We start from the raw sequence: 15921 nt of genomic DNA, 5'->3' as shown, positions 1-15921 counted from the left end.
GGTCGCAAGCCGTCGAAGAGGGAGGCCACCGCAGATGACGCAGATGGCAGGTCCATATAAGCGACTATCCCCGATGCGAGACCCGGAACACATCGGGTTCTGAGAGTGGGGAGCTTTTGCTCCCCACTGCTTTGCTGGGAATGACCAGGCTAGTCGTTTGCTTTGGTCGCGGCCTTCTGCATGGCTTTGCGATCTTCCTCAGCCAACTGTTCCGGCTTGATGTTGTAGGTCAGTTTGTCGATCGTGCCTGTGAATCGGAATGGCAGCGTATAGCTATCATCGACCGCGGTGCGGGTATCGAGCCCAACGTCCATGGATTCATCGATCGCCATCATGAATGGAATCGTGTGTTCCATTTTTTGTTGCGACAGCACTCGGCCGTCAACCGAAAGGACACCGCTGCCGCCTTTGCCGAGTCCGGGTCCATCGTATTTGAAGTCGAAGACGATCTTGTGCTTACCCGGACTGAGCGCCTGGCCCAGCCAGTCATCGGCTCCAACGCCGCCCTCCCAGCGGTAACGTTTGAGATTGAGAAGATTGTAGACGAAGACCGGTTTGCCCTTGAGCAGGTAAAGGCCGTAGCCACCGAACCTCCCGCCCATTGTAGCGATCATCCCTTCGGCACCTCCACTGGGCACGGTGATCTCGGCTGTGATCGTGTAGTCCCTGTTCAGGAGGCTGGGAGCATTGGCAATCGGAATGTCAGCGTTCTCACCGACATAGGTGAACTCCGTTCGCCCTGCCGTCCCACTCGGCCGCGGCGTGAGAAGTCGCGGGAGCACCGAGTTATCCAGCGGAAACACCTGGTACCTGCTCGCCTCCGCCGCAAACACCGCCTGCAGTTCCTTGAGCTTCTCGGGATTCGTCGCCGCAAGGTCGTCCGCCTGCGAGAAGTCCTCGGCAAGGTTGTAGAGCTCCCACTTGTACTGCTCGACCGGCGGCAGCGCCTTCGTGCCGACAAGCCACGGCGGCTCGGGTGGTGTGGTCGCGGCGTACCAGCCTTCGTGGTAAATGCCGCGGTTGGCGAACATCTCGAAGTACTGGGTCGTGCGCTTCGACGGTGCGTTGGCATTTGCCTTGTCGAACGTGTACGCCATGCTAACGCCTTCAATCGACTTCTGCTTGATGCCGTCGACCATGTCGGGCGCCTTGATGCCGGCCGCCTCAAGGATTGTGGGCACGATGTCGATCACGTGATGAAACTGGGGGCGAATGCCTCCGACATCGTTGATGTGGCCGGGCCACGAGATAGCCATACCCTGCCGCGTCCCACCGAAATGCGACGCGATCTGCTTGGTCCACTTGAAGGGCGTGTCGAACGCCCACGCCCACGGCACGGCCATGTGCGGATAGGTCTGGTCCGAACCCCAGGATTCGTAATATCGAAGATACTCGACCTCCGGCAAATCGAGCACGCCATTGGCGACCGTCAGCCAGTTTGGCGTACCCATCATCGAGCCTTCCGAACTCGTGCCGTTGTCGCCGTTGATGTAGATGATCAACGTGTTGTCGAGCTTGCCCATGTCTTCGACCGCCTGGATCACCCGGCCGATCTCATCGTCGACATAGGCGGTATAGGCCGCGAACACGTCGGCCTCGCGAATGACGATCTTTTTCTTCACCTCCGAGAGCGAATCCCACTTCGGCAAGACGTCCGGCCACGGCGTGAGCTGCGTGTTTGCGGGAATCACGCCCAATCGCTTCTGGTTGGCGAAGATCTGGTCTCGCAACTTCTCCCAGCCCTGGTCGAACAGGTGCATCTTGCTGATCTTGTCGATCCATTCCTTGGTTGGCTGGTGCGGGTCATGGGTTGCGCCAGGTACGTAGTAGACGAAGAACGGTTTCTCGGGCGCCGCGGCGTCAAGTTCCTTCATGTAACGGATCGCGTCGTCCGCCATGTCGGTGATCAGGTTGTAGCCCTTCTTCCCGACCCACGGGTAAACGGGGGTGTGGTCGCGGAACAGGTACGGCGTCCACTGGTCGGTCTCGCCACCCATGAAGCCGTAGAAGTACTGGAAGCCCATCCCGCTCGGCCATTGGTCGAACGGACCGGCCGCGCTGTATTGGAAGGACGGCGTGTTGTGGTTCTTGCCGAACCACGATGTGGCATATCCGTTGTCGCTCAGAATCCGGCCGATAGTCGCGTTCTCCGGACCGATGACCGAGTCATAGCCCGGATATCCAGTCGCCAGTTCGCTGATCTGGCCGAAGCCGACCGAGTGATGGTTGCGACCGGTGATCAGAGCCGCTCGCGTCGGCGAGCAGAGCGCCGTCGAGTGGAATTGGGTGTAGCGCAGGCCATTCTTGGCGATGCGATCGAGCGTTGGCGTTGGGATCACCCCGCCGAATGTGCTCGGCACGCCATAACCGGAATCGTCGGTCATGATCAGCAGAACGTTCGGCGCACCTTTACCCGGCACGACCGTCGGAGGCCACCACGGCTTCGAGGTCTTCGCATCCTCCGTGATCGTGCCGCCGAATTTCGGCGGTGGCGGTGGAAGCTGGTCGCCCGGAATGGTGATGGTCGCGGCCGGGGAGCCGAGCGGCGGCGTAGTCGGTTGCGCTTGCTGTGCAAACGCGGGGGCGGATATCGCCGACGTCAAAAACAATATGGAAGCAATCGCACGAAAATTCATCGCAGGCCCTCCCCAAGAGGTGCGCGCAACCGCGCAGATGCTTGTGATCCTCTAGGACGGCGCAAGGAGCGACGTTGACGCAGATCAACCCACGCGCGAAGGCGCCTAGGGCAGATGCGATCGCCTGGCTGTGCTAACCAGCGGGGCACGCTCATCTATTGTATTATTGTATGGACCTGCCGATGTCTCACGCCGGTCAGGCATCTGCAAAGAACCATCAAATATCGAAGAAATATTGAAGAGCAGGACACGCGCACACGCTCGGCATCGTGCTGCACCGAACAAGTCGAATAACGGACCTTGAGCGAAATCAATGGGGAACATTTTCTGAGTCTCAAACCGTCAAGGGCAAGCTTTCCTGGTCTTCCTGGATCGACAGCGATACGCTATGCTCGCCTACAAGCTCAATCATCCCGTCGTCGGCGCCGCGCTCGCGATCACCTTGGTTGCAGCAGTTTCGTTGGTTTCTTGGCAGAAGCTTTCTGCGAAGCATCGGCTTGCGATCAAGAGCGATCGTCTCGAGTAGGGCAATCGTCTTGACCTGGGAGATGGCTGTGCGGAGGCCGTGTGGCCCTATGGATGTAGCTGGCAACTGCCTCCTGAAAGACGAGAAACCAAAAGGCACTTTCCCAAACGGCGACGAGGTTTGTCTCTCATGATCACGCGCGAGGCTATCCTGTCTCTCAAAGCGCCGCGTGAATTTCCTTAGGAACAAACAGCAATTCTTTGCTAAGCGGCGGACCAGCGCGACACTGTGCTCCATTTGCAACATCCGGTTGCAAATTGTTCCCTATCATCGTGACGGCTATCGCCCGGCGCAGTACGGCCTGTCATGCTGTCAGCATCATGCTCGTCACTCACTATGCGCGAGGGTCGTGGTTCGGCAGGAGATTGCCATGAGAATGACGAGGGCGCTTGGCGCTATTGCATTTGCGACCATTGCATCAGTACCGACGATTGTCTCGGCAGATGAGAGCGGCATCAGCTTTTGGATTCCGGGCACATTCGGTAGCCTTGCCGCCACGCCTCAGCAGCCCGGTTGGTCGGCTGCGTCAATTTACTATCATACCTCAGTGTCTGCCGGCAGGGACGTGGCGCGCGCTCGTGAGATCCAGATCGGCCGTATTCCTGCGAATCTGACAGCTACCTTGAACGCAAACGTCAATGCGAACGTCGATCTTGGCCTGCTGAACGCGACCTACGTCTTCGCGACACCGGTTCTCGGTGGTCAGGCGTCTGCAAGCCTGATCGGAATCTACGGCGCAAATACAACCTCGCTCAATGGATTGGTGACGGGCTCGCTTTCAACACCGGGCGGCTCAATTCCGTTCTCGCGCTTTGATTCCGTCAGCGATTCCATCACTGGCTTCGGCGATTTGATCCCCCAATTCGCACTGCGCTGGAACGCGGGCGTCAACAACTACATGACCTACGTGATGGGTGACATCCCTGTCGGCGCTTACCAGTCCACGCGCCTCGCCAATATCGGGATCGGGCATGGGACGATCGATGCGGGCGGCGGCTACACCTATTTCAATCCACAGAGCGGACATGAGCTCTCCGGCGTGCTAGGCTTCACCTACAATTTCACAAATCCTGACACGCAGTATCAAAGCGGCGTCGACATGCACTTCGACTGGGGCGCTTCGCAATTCCTGAGCAAGCAGGTCCAGATCGGGCTGGTGGGCTACGTCTACAAGCAACTTGGCTGCGATAGCGGCTCCGGCGATCGCGTCGGCTGCTTCCGCTCGCAGGTCGCGGGTGTCGGCCCGCAGGTCGGGTTTATCTTCCCGGTTGGTGACATGCAAGGCTACCTCAACTTTAAGGCCTACAAGGAATTTGCCGCGGAAAACCGGCCTGACGGCTGGAACGCCTGGGTGACGTTTGTCATCTCGCCGGCAGCACCAACACCGACCGCGCCACCGAGGCGGATGATCACGAAATAAGGCTTTGATGAGCCGTGGCGGCCCAGCTCCCGCCCCGGCAATCGCCAGCTGACCTGCCCGGCTCTCCCCGGCGAACGCGCTGCCCCACCGCTAGCTACACCACCACCGGGGACACGACCTCGGATCCGGCACGGCTGGTTGTGGATGCACGAGGAGCGGGGACTGATGTGAAGATTGCGCCTGCTGGAGTCGAGCTGTTCGCATGAGAAATTGCCGCAGAGCAATCAACTCTTGCGGGTGTGGCGCTATTTTGCAGCTTTGTTACTAACAGCGACTAATCGTCATCTTTGCGGCATATGGTACCTCCAGCCCACGCAAGGGCGATCATTCGATCAGGGAGGCTATTTTGCATCGCTCTTCTATTCTGGTCCTCGTCGGTATCACTGCAAGCGCGGCGGCGTTTGCTCATGATCACCCCAGTCGGCTTCACGGGACCTATGCGATGACGGGCGCATCGGACTGTATCCAGAACTCGGCGTCGATCGGATTCGATTCGAATTTCTTGCCAAAGGGTCCGGTCGTGTTCTTCGCCACCACCGTCGACGGCGTCATGGTGTTTCGCGCCGACGGCACCGGCACGGTGAACAACCGGTCCTTCACGGTCGACGCCGGCGAAGGGACGACCAGCGATATCTCGTACCAGATCACCTACTCGATCGACCCCGGTGGCAAGCTGTCGGTCAAGGCGGTGCCAGGTACGTACAGCTCCACGACCCTGACCGGACCGAACGCCGGGTTGACGCAAGTCGTCGATGTTCCCGACACCAGCGGATTCATCGGCGAAGGAGCACGGGCCATCGTCCTCGCCCCGCCCGCGCCGACCGTCCTGACGGTCAGTCGTTCCAATGGCACCCAGTTTGCCCGGATCTGCAATGGATCTCTCATCATGACCCGCCTCAGCGACGACGACCGCTGATGTAAGGGCGAGCCATTGTTCTGATCGGGGAGGAAACCATATGCACCGCTTTCTTATTTTGGCCGCCGCTGCGACGGCAAGCACGGCCGCGTCTGCGAATGATCATGCAAGTCTACGCGGAACCTATGCGTTAGCTGGCAAATCGTTGTGCATCCGGAATCCGGCCGCTGTCGGATTCAATTCGAACTTCACGCCAAAGGGCGGCCCGCTGAAGCTCTTTTCCTTCACCGTCGAAGGCGTCATGGTGCTTCGCGCCGATGGCACCGGGATGATGGATGTCCAGGACTTCTCGGTGGACACCGGCGGAGGCGAGACCGGCGTTACCTCATACAAGTTCACCTACACGATCGCCTCCGATGAGAGAGTGTTGCTCAAGGCGGTGCCGGGCACGTACAGCCACACGATCCTGACCGGCCCGATCGCCGGGCTGACGCAAGTCGCCGACGTTGCAGATGCGACTGGGGTGATCAGCGAGGGCGCGCGGACCATCACATTCGCCCAGCCCGCGCCGATCGTCCAATTGGTCAGCCGTTCCGATGGCAACCAGTACGCTCAGATCTGCAATGGATCGCGCATCTATATTCGCATCGGTGATGCCGATCGCTGATCTCGCCAACGGCGGCGCTCTGTGGCCGGCGCCGCCGTCCCGCCCCGAAGCTTGTTTCTCTCGCTCGGGCGGCCTCCTCGTCGCTCCCTTGGGCACGGCGAGATCGGGGCCGACCTGTCCCCGCCGCCCGCAGCAAGGGATAAGAGGGGATGGTGTCGAAACCGATTGACCGCCCGCACCGTGAAAGGGACCGGATCAAGGTGAAAAACCGTAAGCGTCCGGCAATGGCGTGCCTGACGAAGCTCCTGCTCAAGCCAGCGCGAGCGCCTTGGTAAAGCCTCAATCCGGCCGTCACCAGCTGCTTTGAGATGCCTTCGCGTTGAAGCGCTCTGCCAAGTCTGGGATCACGTGGTGCAAGACATGGACGAAGCGGCCGTTGTAAGGCACGGACCCATCACGAGAATCCGATTCGGATCCGCATCCCTTGCGGGCCGGTCGTTGGGCGAGGTGAGCGTGACGAATCCGAGGACCATCGCAGAGACGAATGCTGCCGCCGTTCGGGCCGATGTCCGCGGCCGATCAGCCCATGATCGAGCCAATGGCTCGACGCCGCCGCACGGTCGAGGCTGCGTGACCAGCGATCGGCTTCGCGTCGCGCTGGCCGCGGGACTGCTGGGGTTGGGATCGTTGCTGTCGGGCTGCGCCGGCATGAGCGACAGCGTGTCGACCGCCTTCGCGGATCCGGCCAAGTATGAGCTCTATGACTGCAAGCAGCTCGAGGCCGAGCGCAAGGCGCTGGCCGGGCGCGCAGCCGAGCTGCAGGGCCTGATGGCCAAGGCAGAGACCGGAGCCGGCGGCGCGGTGGTGGCCGAGGTCGCCTATCGCAACGACTATATCGCGATCCGTGGCCAGACCCAGTTCGCCGAAGAGGCCTGGCGCCGCAACAAGTGCCAGGAGACCCCGGCACCGCAGCCGGCTGCTGCGAAATCCGGCAAGCCGGTCAAGCCGGCGCGTCCCGCGCGGCCGATGGCCTCCGGTGCGGGCACGCCGTCGACCCTGCCGCGGGACGGCTCGGTCTACTGAGACCGGGCCGCTTCGCCTACGGCCGCCAGTCGTAGATCCAGCTCTGCCGCGCCGACAGGCGCTGCGGGCCGAGCGCCTTGATGCTGAGGTCGCGGGCCAGCGCCAGCGGTCCGGTCATGTGATAGAGGCGGCCCTGATTGCGTGCGGTGCGCTGCACCTGGCCGACACGCGGGCGGCGCAGCTTGGCGTAGCGTTTCAGCGCAGCCGGGATCGCGCCCGGACCGTCCGGGCGCGCCTCGCTCAGGCACTTGGCGAGCACCACCGCGTCCTCGATCGCCATTCCCGCGCCCTGCGCTGCAAAGGGCAGCATGGCGTGCGCGGCGTCGCCCAGCAGCGCGACGCTGCCCTCGGTCCATTCGATGCCTTCGGGGACGCCGAACAGCGCCCATTTGCGCCAGCCGTCGACCGCATTGAGCAGCAGCCGCGCCGTCGCGGGCCAGCGCGGCGGCGCGAACGCCGCCTTCAGCTCGCTCGGATCACCCTCCGTGCTCCAGCCCGGCCGGTTCCAGGTCCCCGGCACCACCGCGACCACGTTGACCTGGCGGCCGGCCGAAATCGGATAGGCGACGAGATGGGCCTCGGGGCCCATCCAGAGCTGCACCCGCGCTGCCGTCAATTCGCGTGGCAATTGCCGGGCGTCGAGCGTGCCACGCCAGGCGATCAGGCCGGAGAACTCGGCGCGGACCTGCGGAAACAGGTGGTGCCGGACCGCCGACCACACGCCGTCGGCGCCGATCAGCGCCAGCGCCACGTCCTGGCGGCGCTCATTGCCGCGGCGATGCACCACGGTCAGACCCTTGGCGTGGGCGGCGACGTCCTCGAACTGGCAGCCGAGCCGCAGTTCGACGTCCGGATGCGCCATCACCTCCGCGGCCAGCGCCGCCTGCAGATCGGCGCGGTGGATCACCCAATAAGGCGCGCCAGCCGCCTGGCTCGCGGCCTCGCCGAGCGGCAGGCGGGCGATCTCGCCGCCGGCCCGCGCGCTCATGATGCTGACGGCGTCGGGCACCACGGCACGCGCGGTCAGCCGCGGCCCCAGGCCGAGATCGAGCAGGATACGGCTGGCGTTGGGCGAGAGCTGCAGGCCGGCGCCGACCTCCTCGAGCCGTTCGGCCTTCTCCAGCACGACGACGCGGAAGCCCTTGGTGGCGAGCGCGAGCGCAGCCGTCAGGCCGCCAATTCCGGCCCCCGCCACATAGACGGTACGCGATGCCACGACACGCCGATCAGGCGACGTCCTTCAGCACGCATTCCGGCGGCCGCGCCTCGCCGGCGGCGAGGTCCGGCGCATAGCGGTACAGCGTCGAGCAGTACGGGCAGATGATCTCTTTGTCGTTGCCGAGATCGAGGAACACGTGCGGATGATCGAACGGCGGATTGGCGCCCACGCACATGAACTCATGCGAGCCGATCTCGATGACGGGGACTCCGGCATCGTTGTTGAAATGCGGGACGATGTTATCGGCCATCGGTATCACCTCGCGTGGCAACGGGAGCGTATGCGGTCAGCACGACGGAGCAGGACGGGACTGAGGTCGCACGGCCGCGCGCGTCGAAAACGGCGCGACCATACTGAGCCTTAAGGCCAATTCCTAGTGCTGGGAACCCGCGTTTGGTGCAACGCACGCCGTTATGTTGTGGCCTGTGGATTCGACACAAACTCAGGGCCGCCGAGAAGCCCTTCTTTCGTCGGGGCCGTTGTGTCAGGCACAAAAATTATTATGTCTCTCCGCATCGTTCCCGCGAAAACGTGAAGGCGGCGTGATCTCGAAGCGAATCAAGCTGGGACTCGGTCTGGCGCTGGCCGGGCTCGCCGTGAGCGCCGCGGTCGGCGCTGCGATATGGCCGCACGCCTATGGGGCCGGAGCCATCGTCGTGGCGCAGGACGATCCGGCGAGGCTGTCGGAGCTTCAGATCGCGTCCGTTCTGCAGAACGATCCGGCGCGGATCATCAGCAATATCGAGGACGCGCTCGCCGCCGGCGATCCAGATCTCGCGGAGAGCTTCGTCGCGCTCGCGCGGGATCAGCAGGTGGTGCTCGACGAGGGGCTGGTGCAGCGCGTGAGCGATGCGGTGGCCGCCGAGAAGGCGCCGGCCAGCGTTGCCAAGCGGTTCGCGACCGGGCTCGTCACCGGCCAGGCCGACGACGTCGCGAGCCTGTCCGGCACGGTAGCCGGCGATCTCTTCGTGTTCGGCGACATCCGCGACGCGGTCCGCGAAGGCAAGCATCTGGTGATGGGCGAGGAGACCGACCGCCTGGTGCTGGGCCTGGCCACGGCCGGTCTTGCCGTCACCGCCGCAACCTATGCCTCGGCCGGCACCGCCGCGCCAGTGCGGGCCGGGCTGACGCTGGTGAAGGATGCGCGAAAGGTTGGCCGGCTCGGCGAGGGGCTCGCCGCCTGGGCGGGACGCTCCGCGCGCGAGGTGGTCGATGCGCCGCTGTTGCAGCAGGCGGTGGCCTCGGGCTCGGTGCTTCGTCCGGGCCAGACCGCGACCGCGATCCGGGCGGCGTTCCGCGCCGAGAAGGCCGGCGCGCTGGTGCGGCTCGCCAAGGATGTCGGCCGCATCACCGAAAAGGCCGGCACGCGCGGCGCACTGGATTCGCTCAAGCTCGCCGAAGGACCGAAGGACATCGCCCGCGCGGCCCGCCTGGCGGAGGCCAAGGGCGGGCAGACGCGGGCGATCCTGAAGCTGCTCGGCCGCGGCGCGCTGCTGCTGACCGCGGGGGCATTCAATCTCGCGCTCTGGCTGTTCGGCGCGCTGATGACGCTGCTCAGCTTCGTCGCATCGCTGAAGGCGATGACCGAGCGGGCCACCCAGGCCTGGCTCGACCGGAGCCGGCGGCGCCGCCTGCGCCGGATGCAGGCCGCGGCCGTCGCTCCCGAACTGGCCGCAACCGCGTCCTGCGGCTAGAGCATGATCCGGAAAAGTGGAAGCCGGTTTTCCGAAAAGATCATGCTCAAACAAAGGGATAAGATCATGATGCGATTCCGTGGAATCGCATCATGATCTAGACTTCGTCCGACCAGCTTCACTCCAGCGTTCCGGGATTCGCGACCGATGCCGAGCTTTCACAACGGCGCCGTTGAAATTGCCTTCATCGACGAGGGGGAGGGCGATCCGATCGTGCTCGTCCATGGCTTTGCCTCGAGCAAGAACGTCAACTGGGTCTATCCGGCCTGGATCTCCGAATTGCGCAAGGATGGCCGCCGGGTGATCGCGCTCGACAACCGCGGCCATGGCGATTCGGCCAAGCTGTACGACCCCACGCTGTATTCGATCGCGGAGATGGCGAGCGACGTCACGGCGCTGATGGATCATCTCGGCCTCGCCAGCGCCGACGTGATGGGCTACTCGCTCGGCGGCCGCATCGCCGCGCATATCGCGCTGACCGCGCCAGAGCGGCTGCGTTCGGCGATCTTCGGCGGCATCGGCATGGCGATGATCGAAGGCGGCGGTCCCGGCGAGAACGTCGCCGCCGCGCTCGAGGCGCCCTCGATCGATAACGTGACCGATCCCGTGGGCCGCACCTTCCGCGCCTTCGCCGACCAGACCCGCTCGGACCGTCTGGCGCTGGCCGCCTGCATGCGCGGCTCGCGCGGCCTGATCTCGCGCGACGACGCCCGCCGTATCGCCGTGCCGGTGCTGGTCGCGGTCGGCACGGCCGACGAAGTGTCGGGCTCCGGTCCGGCGCTCGGCGCGCTCATCCCCGGTGCCGAAGTGCTCGATATCCCCAATCGCGATCACATGCGCGCGGTCGGCGACAAGGTCTACAAGGCCGGGGTGATCGACTTTCTGTCACGGCGCTGAAGCCGTAGCCCGGGCGAGCGCAGCGACCCCCCGGGGTCTCCGGCACAGCGCGCGAGACCCCGCATGTCGCTATCCCGACGCCTTGCGGCGCCGGCTGTCGCTGATGCGGGCTACGGGGGCGTCATGCGGCGGAGCCGTCCACACGCTCGCCGCTGAACCACCTCGCCGCCGCGATCAGCGCGGTGAAGGTGGCGATCCACACCATCCGGGCGCCGTAGCGGTCATGCGGGCCGGAGATGACGCCGCAGATCACGGCATTGCCGAGCAGCGCCAGGGTCACGGTGATGGCGAGCAGGGCCACGTCGTCGCGCCGCCGGCGCCAGATCGCGTGCGCTGCGATCGCCGCCGCCGCCAGCATCGAGGCCAGCGCGACCGGCACGTGCAGCCAGTTGATGACGGCGAAACTGATCTCCCAGTGCTGCTGGTGTGCGGCGCGCATCTTCTTGACCTGCGAGGGGACGTAGCGCTCGATGATGCCATAGGTGTGCGGCAGCCAGCCGTTGGTGCCCTCGCCGGTCGCCACATGCACCAGCTGCTCGGCGGTGGCGACCGCGGCGGCCCTGGCCTGCCACAGCGGGTAGGCCGCGAGCGACCGCTTCACGATGAAGCCCATCTCGTCGTTCATGCCCTCGAAGCGGCCGAGCTTGTTGAACATGCTGTTGCCCCACAGGAAGTCGTCGGCGGTGGGCGGCAGCTCGTTGCGATAGGGGCAGAGCTTCAGCTTCTCGCGGGCGCAATGGTCCTTCAGATATTGCGCCACGATGCCGTCCTGGAGCATGCGGCCGAAGGCGACGCCGGTACCGCCCGGCGTCCACGCGAGCTGGCCGGACAGGGCAAAGTTGGCCGCGAGCAGCATCGCCGCACCCGCGACGATCGTCATGCTGGCCTGGACCAGGCCGGAGAGCGCGATCTGCCGGCGCAGCCAGGGATAGGCGATCCAGCCGGCGCAGCACAGGCCGAACAGCACGCCCAGCGTAGCGCTGTGGGTGGCGGAGGCGAAGGCGACGAAGCCGAACAGCGCGCACTTTTCCAGGACGGTGGTCCGGCGCGCCTGAGTGACCATGATGTAGAGCGCGAGCACCGACAGGCCAGCGAAGATGTCGGTCAGCAGCATGCTGGCGAGCCAGGGCAGGGCGGTGGTCAGGATCAGCAGCAGGCCGATCCAGAGCAGTCGCAGCGGTTGGGCCAGTCCCAGCAGGCGCAAGGTGAGCTGCAGGATCCACAGCGTCGCCAGCGCCTGCAGGCCGAGATTGAGCCAGAAGCTCGAGCCCTCGCCCCAATGCAGATAGAGCCCGAACACGGTCGAGCGGCTCGGCACCAGATAGCCTTCGTACCAGCGCGCGAGATAGCCCCCGGTGTCCCACTGCAGCAGCGGGTAGCCGTTCCACAGCGCCGGCGCGACCAGGAAGAGCGGGATGACGATGACGGGGAGCCAGGCCAATCCGGCCTCGGTCGCGCGTTCGTCCAGGATCTGAGTGTTACTGATACCCGTGTCCCCCCGATCAGGAGCACCGTGGCCGAAGTATGGTCAGGGCGATATTCACTAGTAGACGCAGAGCGATGGATGGTAAAGCCGATCCCGTGATCGAACGGGGGGCCGCCGGCCTTCGATCCTCCGGGTGGTTCCTTTTTGCCGCAGCCACCGGTATCCGCCCCATCCGCCCGCAGGGTGCGCCAGGGGCGGGAACCGATTGCTTCCCCGGTGATCGTCTTGATTTCGGGTTCCTGCTGCCCACCTTGAGCCGACGCGGTGCCGAATGGCATGGCGGCGCAACCGGGACGTCACCGGCGGGGCGTAACGGAAATGTCTCAATCCCGTGTTCTCTGGGAGGCAGGCTGGCTGGAATGGATCCCCGGCCTCGCGCAGCCCGCTGAGGACATCGTTCCATGCGCCGTGCTATAAGGCCCGCCCACTGAAACTGCGAGAAGCAGCCATGGCTATGCATCAGACCAATCCGCAGCAGGGCAGCAAGCTGGCGACGCTTGATCCGATATGGGATCGGATCCGCCACGAGGCAGAAGAGATCGTGCGTCGCGAGCCCGAGCTTGCGACCTTCATCTATTCAACCGTTCTGCACCACGGCCGTCTCGAGGATTCGGTCGTGCACCGGGTTGCCGATCGTCTCGATCATTCCGCGCTGTCGGGCGACCTGATCCGCCAGACCTTCGACGACGCGCTGCGCGACGAGCCGGACCTCGGCCATGCGTTTCGCGCCGATCTCGTCGCCGTCTACGATCGCGATCCCGCCACCACGCGCTTCATCGATCCGTTGCTCTACTTCAAGGGCTTTCACGCGCTGCAGACGCACCGGCTGGCGCATTGGCTGTACCGCAAGAGCCGCAAGGATTTCGCGTTCTATCTGCAGAGCCGGTCTTCGGCGGTGTTCCAGACCGACATCAATCCGGCGGCGCGCATCGGCCGCGGCATCTTCCTCGATCACGCCACCGGCTTCGTCTGCGGCGAAACGGCCATCATCGAGGACAACGTCTCGATTCTGCACGGCGTGACGCTCGGCGGCACAGGCAAGGAGAACGAGGATCGGCATCCCAAGATTCGTCACGGCGTGCTGATCGGCGCCGGCGCCAAGGTGCTCGGCAACATCGAAGTCGGTCATTGCGCGCGCATTGCCGCCGGTTCAGTCGTCGTGAAGCCGGTGCCGAACAACGTCACCGTCGCAGGCGTGCCGGCGAAAATCGTCGGCGAGGCCGGTTGTGCGGAGCCGTCGCGCACCATGGATCAGATGATCAACGCGATCGGGATCTGAGCCGCGAGCGCGAAGTCAAGACCTTCTCATCAAGGGAATTTCGTGCCAACACATCGGCGTCTGTGGATTTGACGATCCGCCGTTTGTCTTGGCGGAATGAATGTGAGATCCACGGCGTCCCTTTCAGGTCGTTCGACATCGCCGGCTCGTCTTGCCTCGATCGATGGGCTGGAATGTCGAACTCATAAGGACACGGACGTTCGCGCTGCAACGTCCGCATCATCTGCAAACCTCGCTGTCGATTGGAGATCACCGTGGACGTTCAGGAAGTCAGGAAGCTCGACGCGTATCTGAAGCGCGTGTTCGGCAATCCCAAGATCCGTGTGGTGCCGCGGCCGAAGAAGGAAGACTCCGCCGAGGTCTATATCGGCGAAGAGTTCATCGGCGTGCTGTTCGTCGACGACGAGGACGACGACCGCTCGTTCCAGTTCCAGATGGCGATCCTGGAAGACGATCTGGTCGAGTAGTTGCCGGATGCAGCGGCCCGCATGAGCGCGAAGCGCATGCGGGGACGCTTGCGAAGATGGCGGCGTTGCCAGAACGAATCGTGGTGCAGGCGCGCCCAGGGGCGCGCTCGCGCGGGTTGAGAGAGCAGCTCCCGCAGACCGGCTCCGGCGTGCTTACGCACACGCTGTCAGCACGCAATCCGTCCGCGGATGAGCCCGGCTTCCATCCACGCCGTCATTCCGGGGCGCGCGAAGCGCGAGCCCGGAATCCATAGCCCCAGGACGCCGTGAGACGCGCGATGGCCGTGGCGCATGTGGTCGCCCCAACATCCGCTCGTGAGTATGGATTCCGGGCTCGCGCTTCGCGTGCCCCGGAATGACGATCGGAGAGAGTTTGGCAGCTCTCACATTCGACGTCCGTGCGCGGGCTGCGCTCATCCGGGCCACGATTTCAACGATTGCCTACGACCTACTTCACCGCGTGCATCTGCGCAGTCAGCCGCTCCATCGCGCTCGCCACGTCCTGCCATTGCGACAGCCAGCTGCGGGGGTAGCGAAACACGAGATCCGCGCCCTCGACGCGGCGCTCGCTGAGGCACATGCCCGGCGTGGCGGCATCACGCGTGCAGCGGGCGACCAGCAAAGGCTGCTCGGCCGTGAACAGATCCTCCATGTCGTACGCTGTGCCCGCGCGGAAGCTTCGCATGCTCAATCCGTCCTGCACCGGCACGGCCGTCGGATTGAGATAGCGCGGATAGATCGTCTTCAGTCGCGTCTCGGGCGACATCGCGTCGTGATGCGCCGATATCGAGACGAAGATGCGATCGATCGGGTGCGGCGCCTGATCGATCTGGTCGGCGCTGACGTGATGCGGCGCCTCGGGCGGCGTGAGCGAGGGATATTCGAAGCCGAGATCGACGCGCTCCTGCGGCCCCGTATGGCGCTGGATCTTCACCCGGATGGCGGCCGCCGGCACGTTGAACACGGTGCCGCCGATGCTGACCGGCAGGCGCTCGGGTCCCTTGAAGGTGCCGGCGCGCCAGGTCGGCCAGAGCAGGTAGGCGACCAGCGCGATTGCCGCCGCCGCCAGCACGCAGCCCAGGATGATCGGCACGGCATGGCCATGTCCGTTCGAAGGGCGGGCACTGCGGACCGAAAACATCGTCATGACGGGCAGGGGATCTCAAGGACCGAATCAGCGCCGACTATGCCATGGCGATGCGGCATTCTGCAGAAACTTACCTGCAGGGAGCCGCGCACCGGCCGCGGCCAGCATTAACCCTTCCTTAAGGATAATGTGGCGGGCGCGGTCGCTTTTTGCCAAACCAGCATCGGTCAGTTCTGCAAGTGTGTGAGTGCGTACGATGTCGGCAGAGGCGTTCAATTCCCTGTTCTCGCTCCTCATCGGTTTCGCCTTGGCCGGCGCCTTGGCGAGCGGCTACCAGGCCTATGCCGAACGTCCGCCGGGCTTCGAGCTGCTGCAGGAGGGCGTCACGCCCCGGCGGTTCGCCGCGGTGCCATTCCTGGTGTTCGCCGCGCCTTTCATCATCATGCGCAACACGCTGCGCGGCGCCCGCATCGAGCGCCGTCGCTTCGAGTTCGTGATGCTGGCGACCGTGATCGCCGGCTTCTGGAGCATGATGTGCGGCACCTTCGTGGTGATGACGCTGCGCGCCGCGGGCGTGCTGGCCTAGTTCCCGTGCCGGGCGCCGCAGCGGCGCTTGCTTGAAATCGCTCCGGGGGCTGTGCCAAGGTCGCCTGCGAACGGGAGA

Annotated in this window: 15 protein-coding genes; 10 read left to right on the top strand and 5 right to left on the bottom strand. The window is 64.4% G+C overall.

Translation table 11 applies throughout. The features are described from left to right. Nucleotides 1-149: 149 nt before the first annotated feature. Complete coding sequence (locus QX094_RS31065) at nt 150-2636, bottom strand: arylsulfatase (RefSeq protein ID WP_316185332.1); 2487 nt, start codon at nt 2634-2636, stop codon at nt 150-152. A gap of 388 nt (nt 2637-3024) precedes the next feature. On the opposite strand from QX094_RS31065, the gene QX094_RS31060 reads away from it, so the two are divergent. The 5 genes from QX094_RS31060 to QX094_RS31040 all read left to right on the top strand — a co-directional run bounded on the left by QX094_RS31060 (nt 3025) and on the right by QX094_RS31040 (nt 7128). Then, nucleotides 3025-3162 carry a hypothetical protein gene (locus tag QX094_RS31060; protein ID WP_315826228.1) on the top strand — a complete coding sequence of 46 codons (138 nt, stop codon included), beginning with the start codon at nt 3025-3027 and terminating at the stop codon, nt 3160-3162. Between the two features lie 376 nt (nt 3163-3538). Beyond that, nucleotides 3539-4582, top strand: a complete 1044-nt coding sequence (locus tag QX094_RS31055) for a transporter (protein WP_315714978.1) — start codon at nt 3539-3541, stop codon at nt 4580-4582. A gap of 442 nt (nt 4583-5024) precedes the next feature. Next, nucleotides 5025-5498, top strand: a complete 474-nt coding sequence (locus QX094_RS31050) for a hypothetical protein (protein WP_315826227.1) — start codon at nt 5025-5027, stop codon at nt 5496-5498. A gap of 40 nt (nt 5499-5538) precedes the next feature. Next, nucleotides 5539-6105 (top strand): hypothetical protein, encoded by a 567-nt coding sequence (locus QX094_RS31045; protein ID WP_316170257.1) that lies wholly within the window; start codon nt 5539-5541, stop codon nt 6103-6105. Between the two features lie 648 nt (nt 6106-6753). Continuing rightward, the gene (locus QX094_RS31040) at nt 6754-7128 is read left to right on the top strand and encodes a hypothetical protein (RefSeq protein WP_409999229.1); all 375 of its coding nucleotides are present in this window, start codon (nt 6754-6756) and stop codon (nt 7126-7128) included. A 16-nt stretch (nt 7129-7144) separates the two neighbouring features. Here QX094_RS31040 and QX094_RS31035 read toward each other — a convergent pair whose 3' ends face one another. Further along, the gene (locus QX094_RS31035) at nt 7145-8344 is read right to left on the bottom strand and encodes an FAD-dependent monooxygenase (RefSeq protein ID WP_315714693.1); all 1200 of its coding nucleotides are present in this window, start codon (nt 8342-8344) and stop codon (nt 7145-7147) included. A 10-nt stretch (nt 8345-8354) separates the two neighbouring features. Next, entirely contained in the window at nt 8355-8597 is a 243-nt protein-coding gene (locus tag QX094_RS31030) for a zinc-finger domain-containing protein (RefSeq protein ID WP_315714692.1), read from the bottom strand. A gap of 292 nt (nt 8598-8889) precedes the next feature. Here QX094_RS31030 and QX094_RS31025 point away from each other — a divergent pair, with 292 nt between their 5' ends. Then, nucleotides 8890-10041: a hypothetical protein gene (locus QX094_RS31025; protein ID WP_409998607.1), complete on the top strand. Its 1152-nt coding sequence runs from the start codon at nt 8890-8892 to the stop codon at nt 10039-10041. Nucleotides 10042-10188: 147 nt separating this feature from the next. After that, nucleotides 10189-10938 carry an alpha/beta hydrolase gene (locus tag QX094_RS31020; protein ID WP_315714691.1) on the top strand — a complete coding sequence of 250 codons (750 nt, stop codon included), beginning with the start codon at nt 10189-10191 and terminating at the stop codon, nt 10936-10938. Between the two features lie 121 nt (nt 10939-11059). Here QX094_RS31020 and QX094_RS31015 read toward each other — a convergent pair whose 3' ends face one another. Further along, nucleotides 11060-12424, bottom strand: coding sequence for a hypothetical protein (locus QX094_RS31015; protein ID WP_409977901.1), 1365 nt, complete (start codon nt 12422-12424; stop codon nt 11060-11062). Between the two features lie 448 nt (nt 12425-12872). On the opposite strand from QX094_RS31015, the gene cysE reads away from it, so the two are divergent. After that, nucleotides 12873-13703, top strand: a complete 831-nt coding sequence (gene cysE / locus QX094_RS31010) for a serine O-acetyltransferase (RefSeq protein WP_315714689.1) — start codon at nt 12873-12875, stop codon at nt 13701-13703. A 254-nt stretch (nt 13704-13957) separates the two neighbouring features. Further along, a complete protein-coding gene (locus QX094_RS31005) occupies nt 13958-14170 on the top strand; it encodes a DUF3126 family protein (protein WP_006611186.1) in 213 nt (70 codons plus the stop codon). Between the two features lie 448 nt (nt 14171-14618). On the opposite strand, the gene QX094_RS31000 is transcribed toward QX094_RS31005, so the two are convergent. After that, nucleotides 14619-15317 carry a hypothetical protein gene (locus QX094_RS31000; protein ID WP_316172948.1) on the bottom strand — a complete coding sequence of 233 codons (699 nt, stop codon included), beginning with the start codon at nt 15315-15317 and terminating at the stop codon, nt 14619-14621. Nucleotides 15318-15513: 196 nt separating this feature from the next. Between QX094_RS31000 and QX094_RS30995 the strand changes: the two genes are divergently transcribed. After that, nucleotides 15514-15843: a DUF6949 family protein gene (locus QX094_RS30995; RefSeq protein WP_009027540.1), complete on the top strand. Its 330-nt coding sequence runs from the start codon at nt 15514-15516 to the stop codon at nt 15841-15843. The last annotated feature ends 78 nt before the right edge of the window (nt 15844-15921 follow it).

The sequence above is a fragment of the Bradyrhizobium sp. SZCCHNS1050 genome (assembly GCF_032484785.1).
In the GTDB taxonomy this organism is placed as follows: Bacteria; Pseudomonadota; Alphaproteobacteria; order Rhizobiales; family Xanthobacteraceae; genus Bradyrhizobium.
Note: the sequence above shows the minus strand (reverse complement) of the source record. Positions and strands in the feature narration are given on the sequence as shown.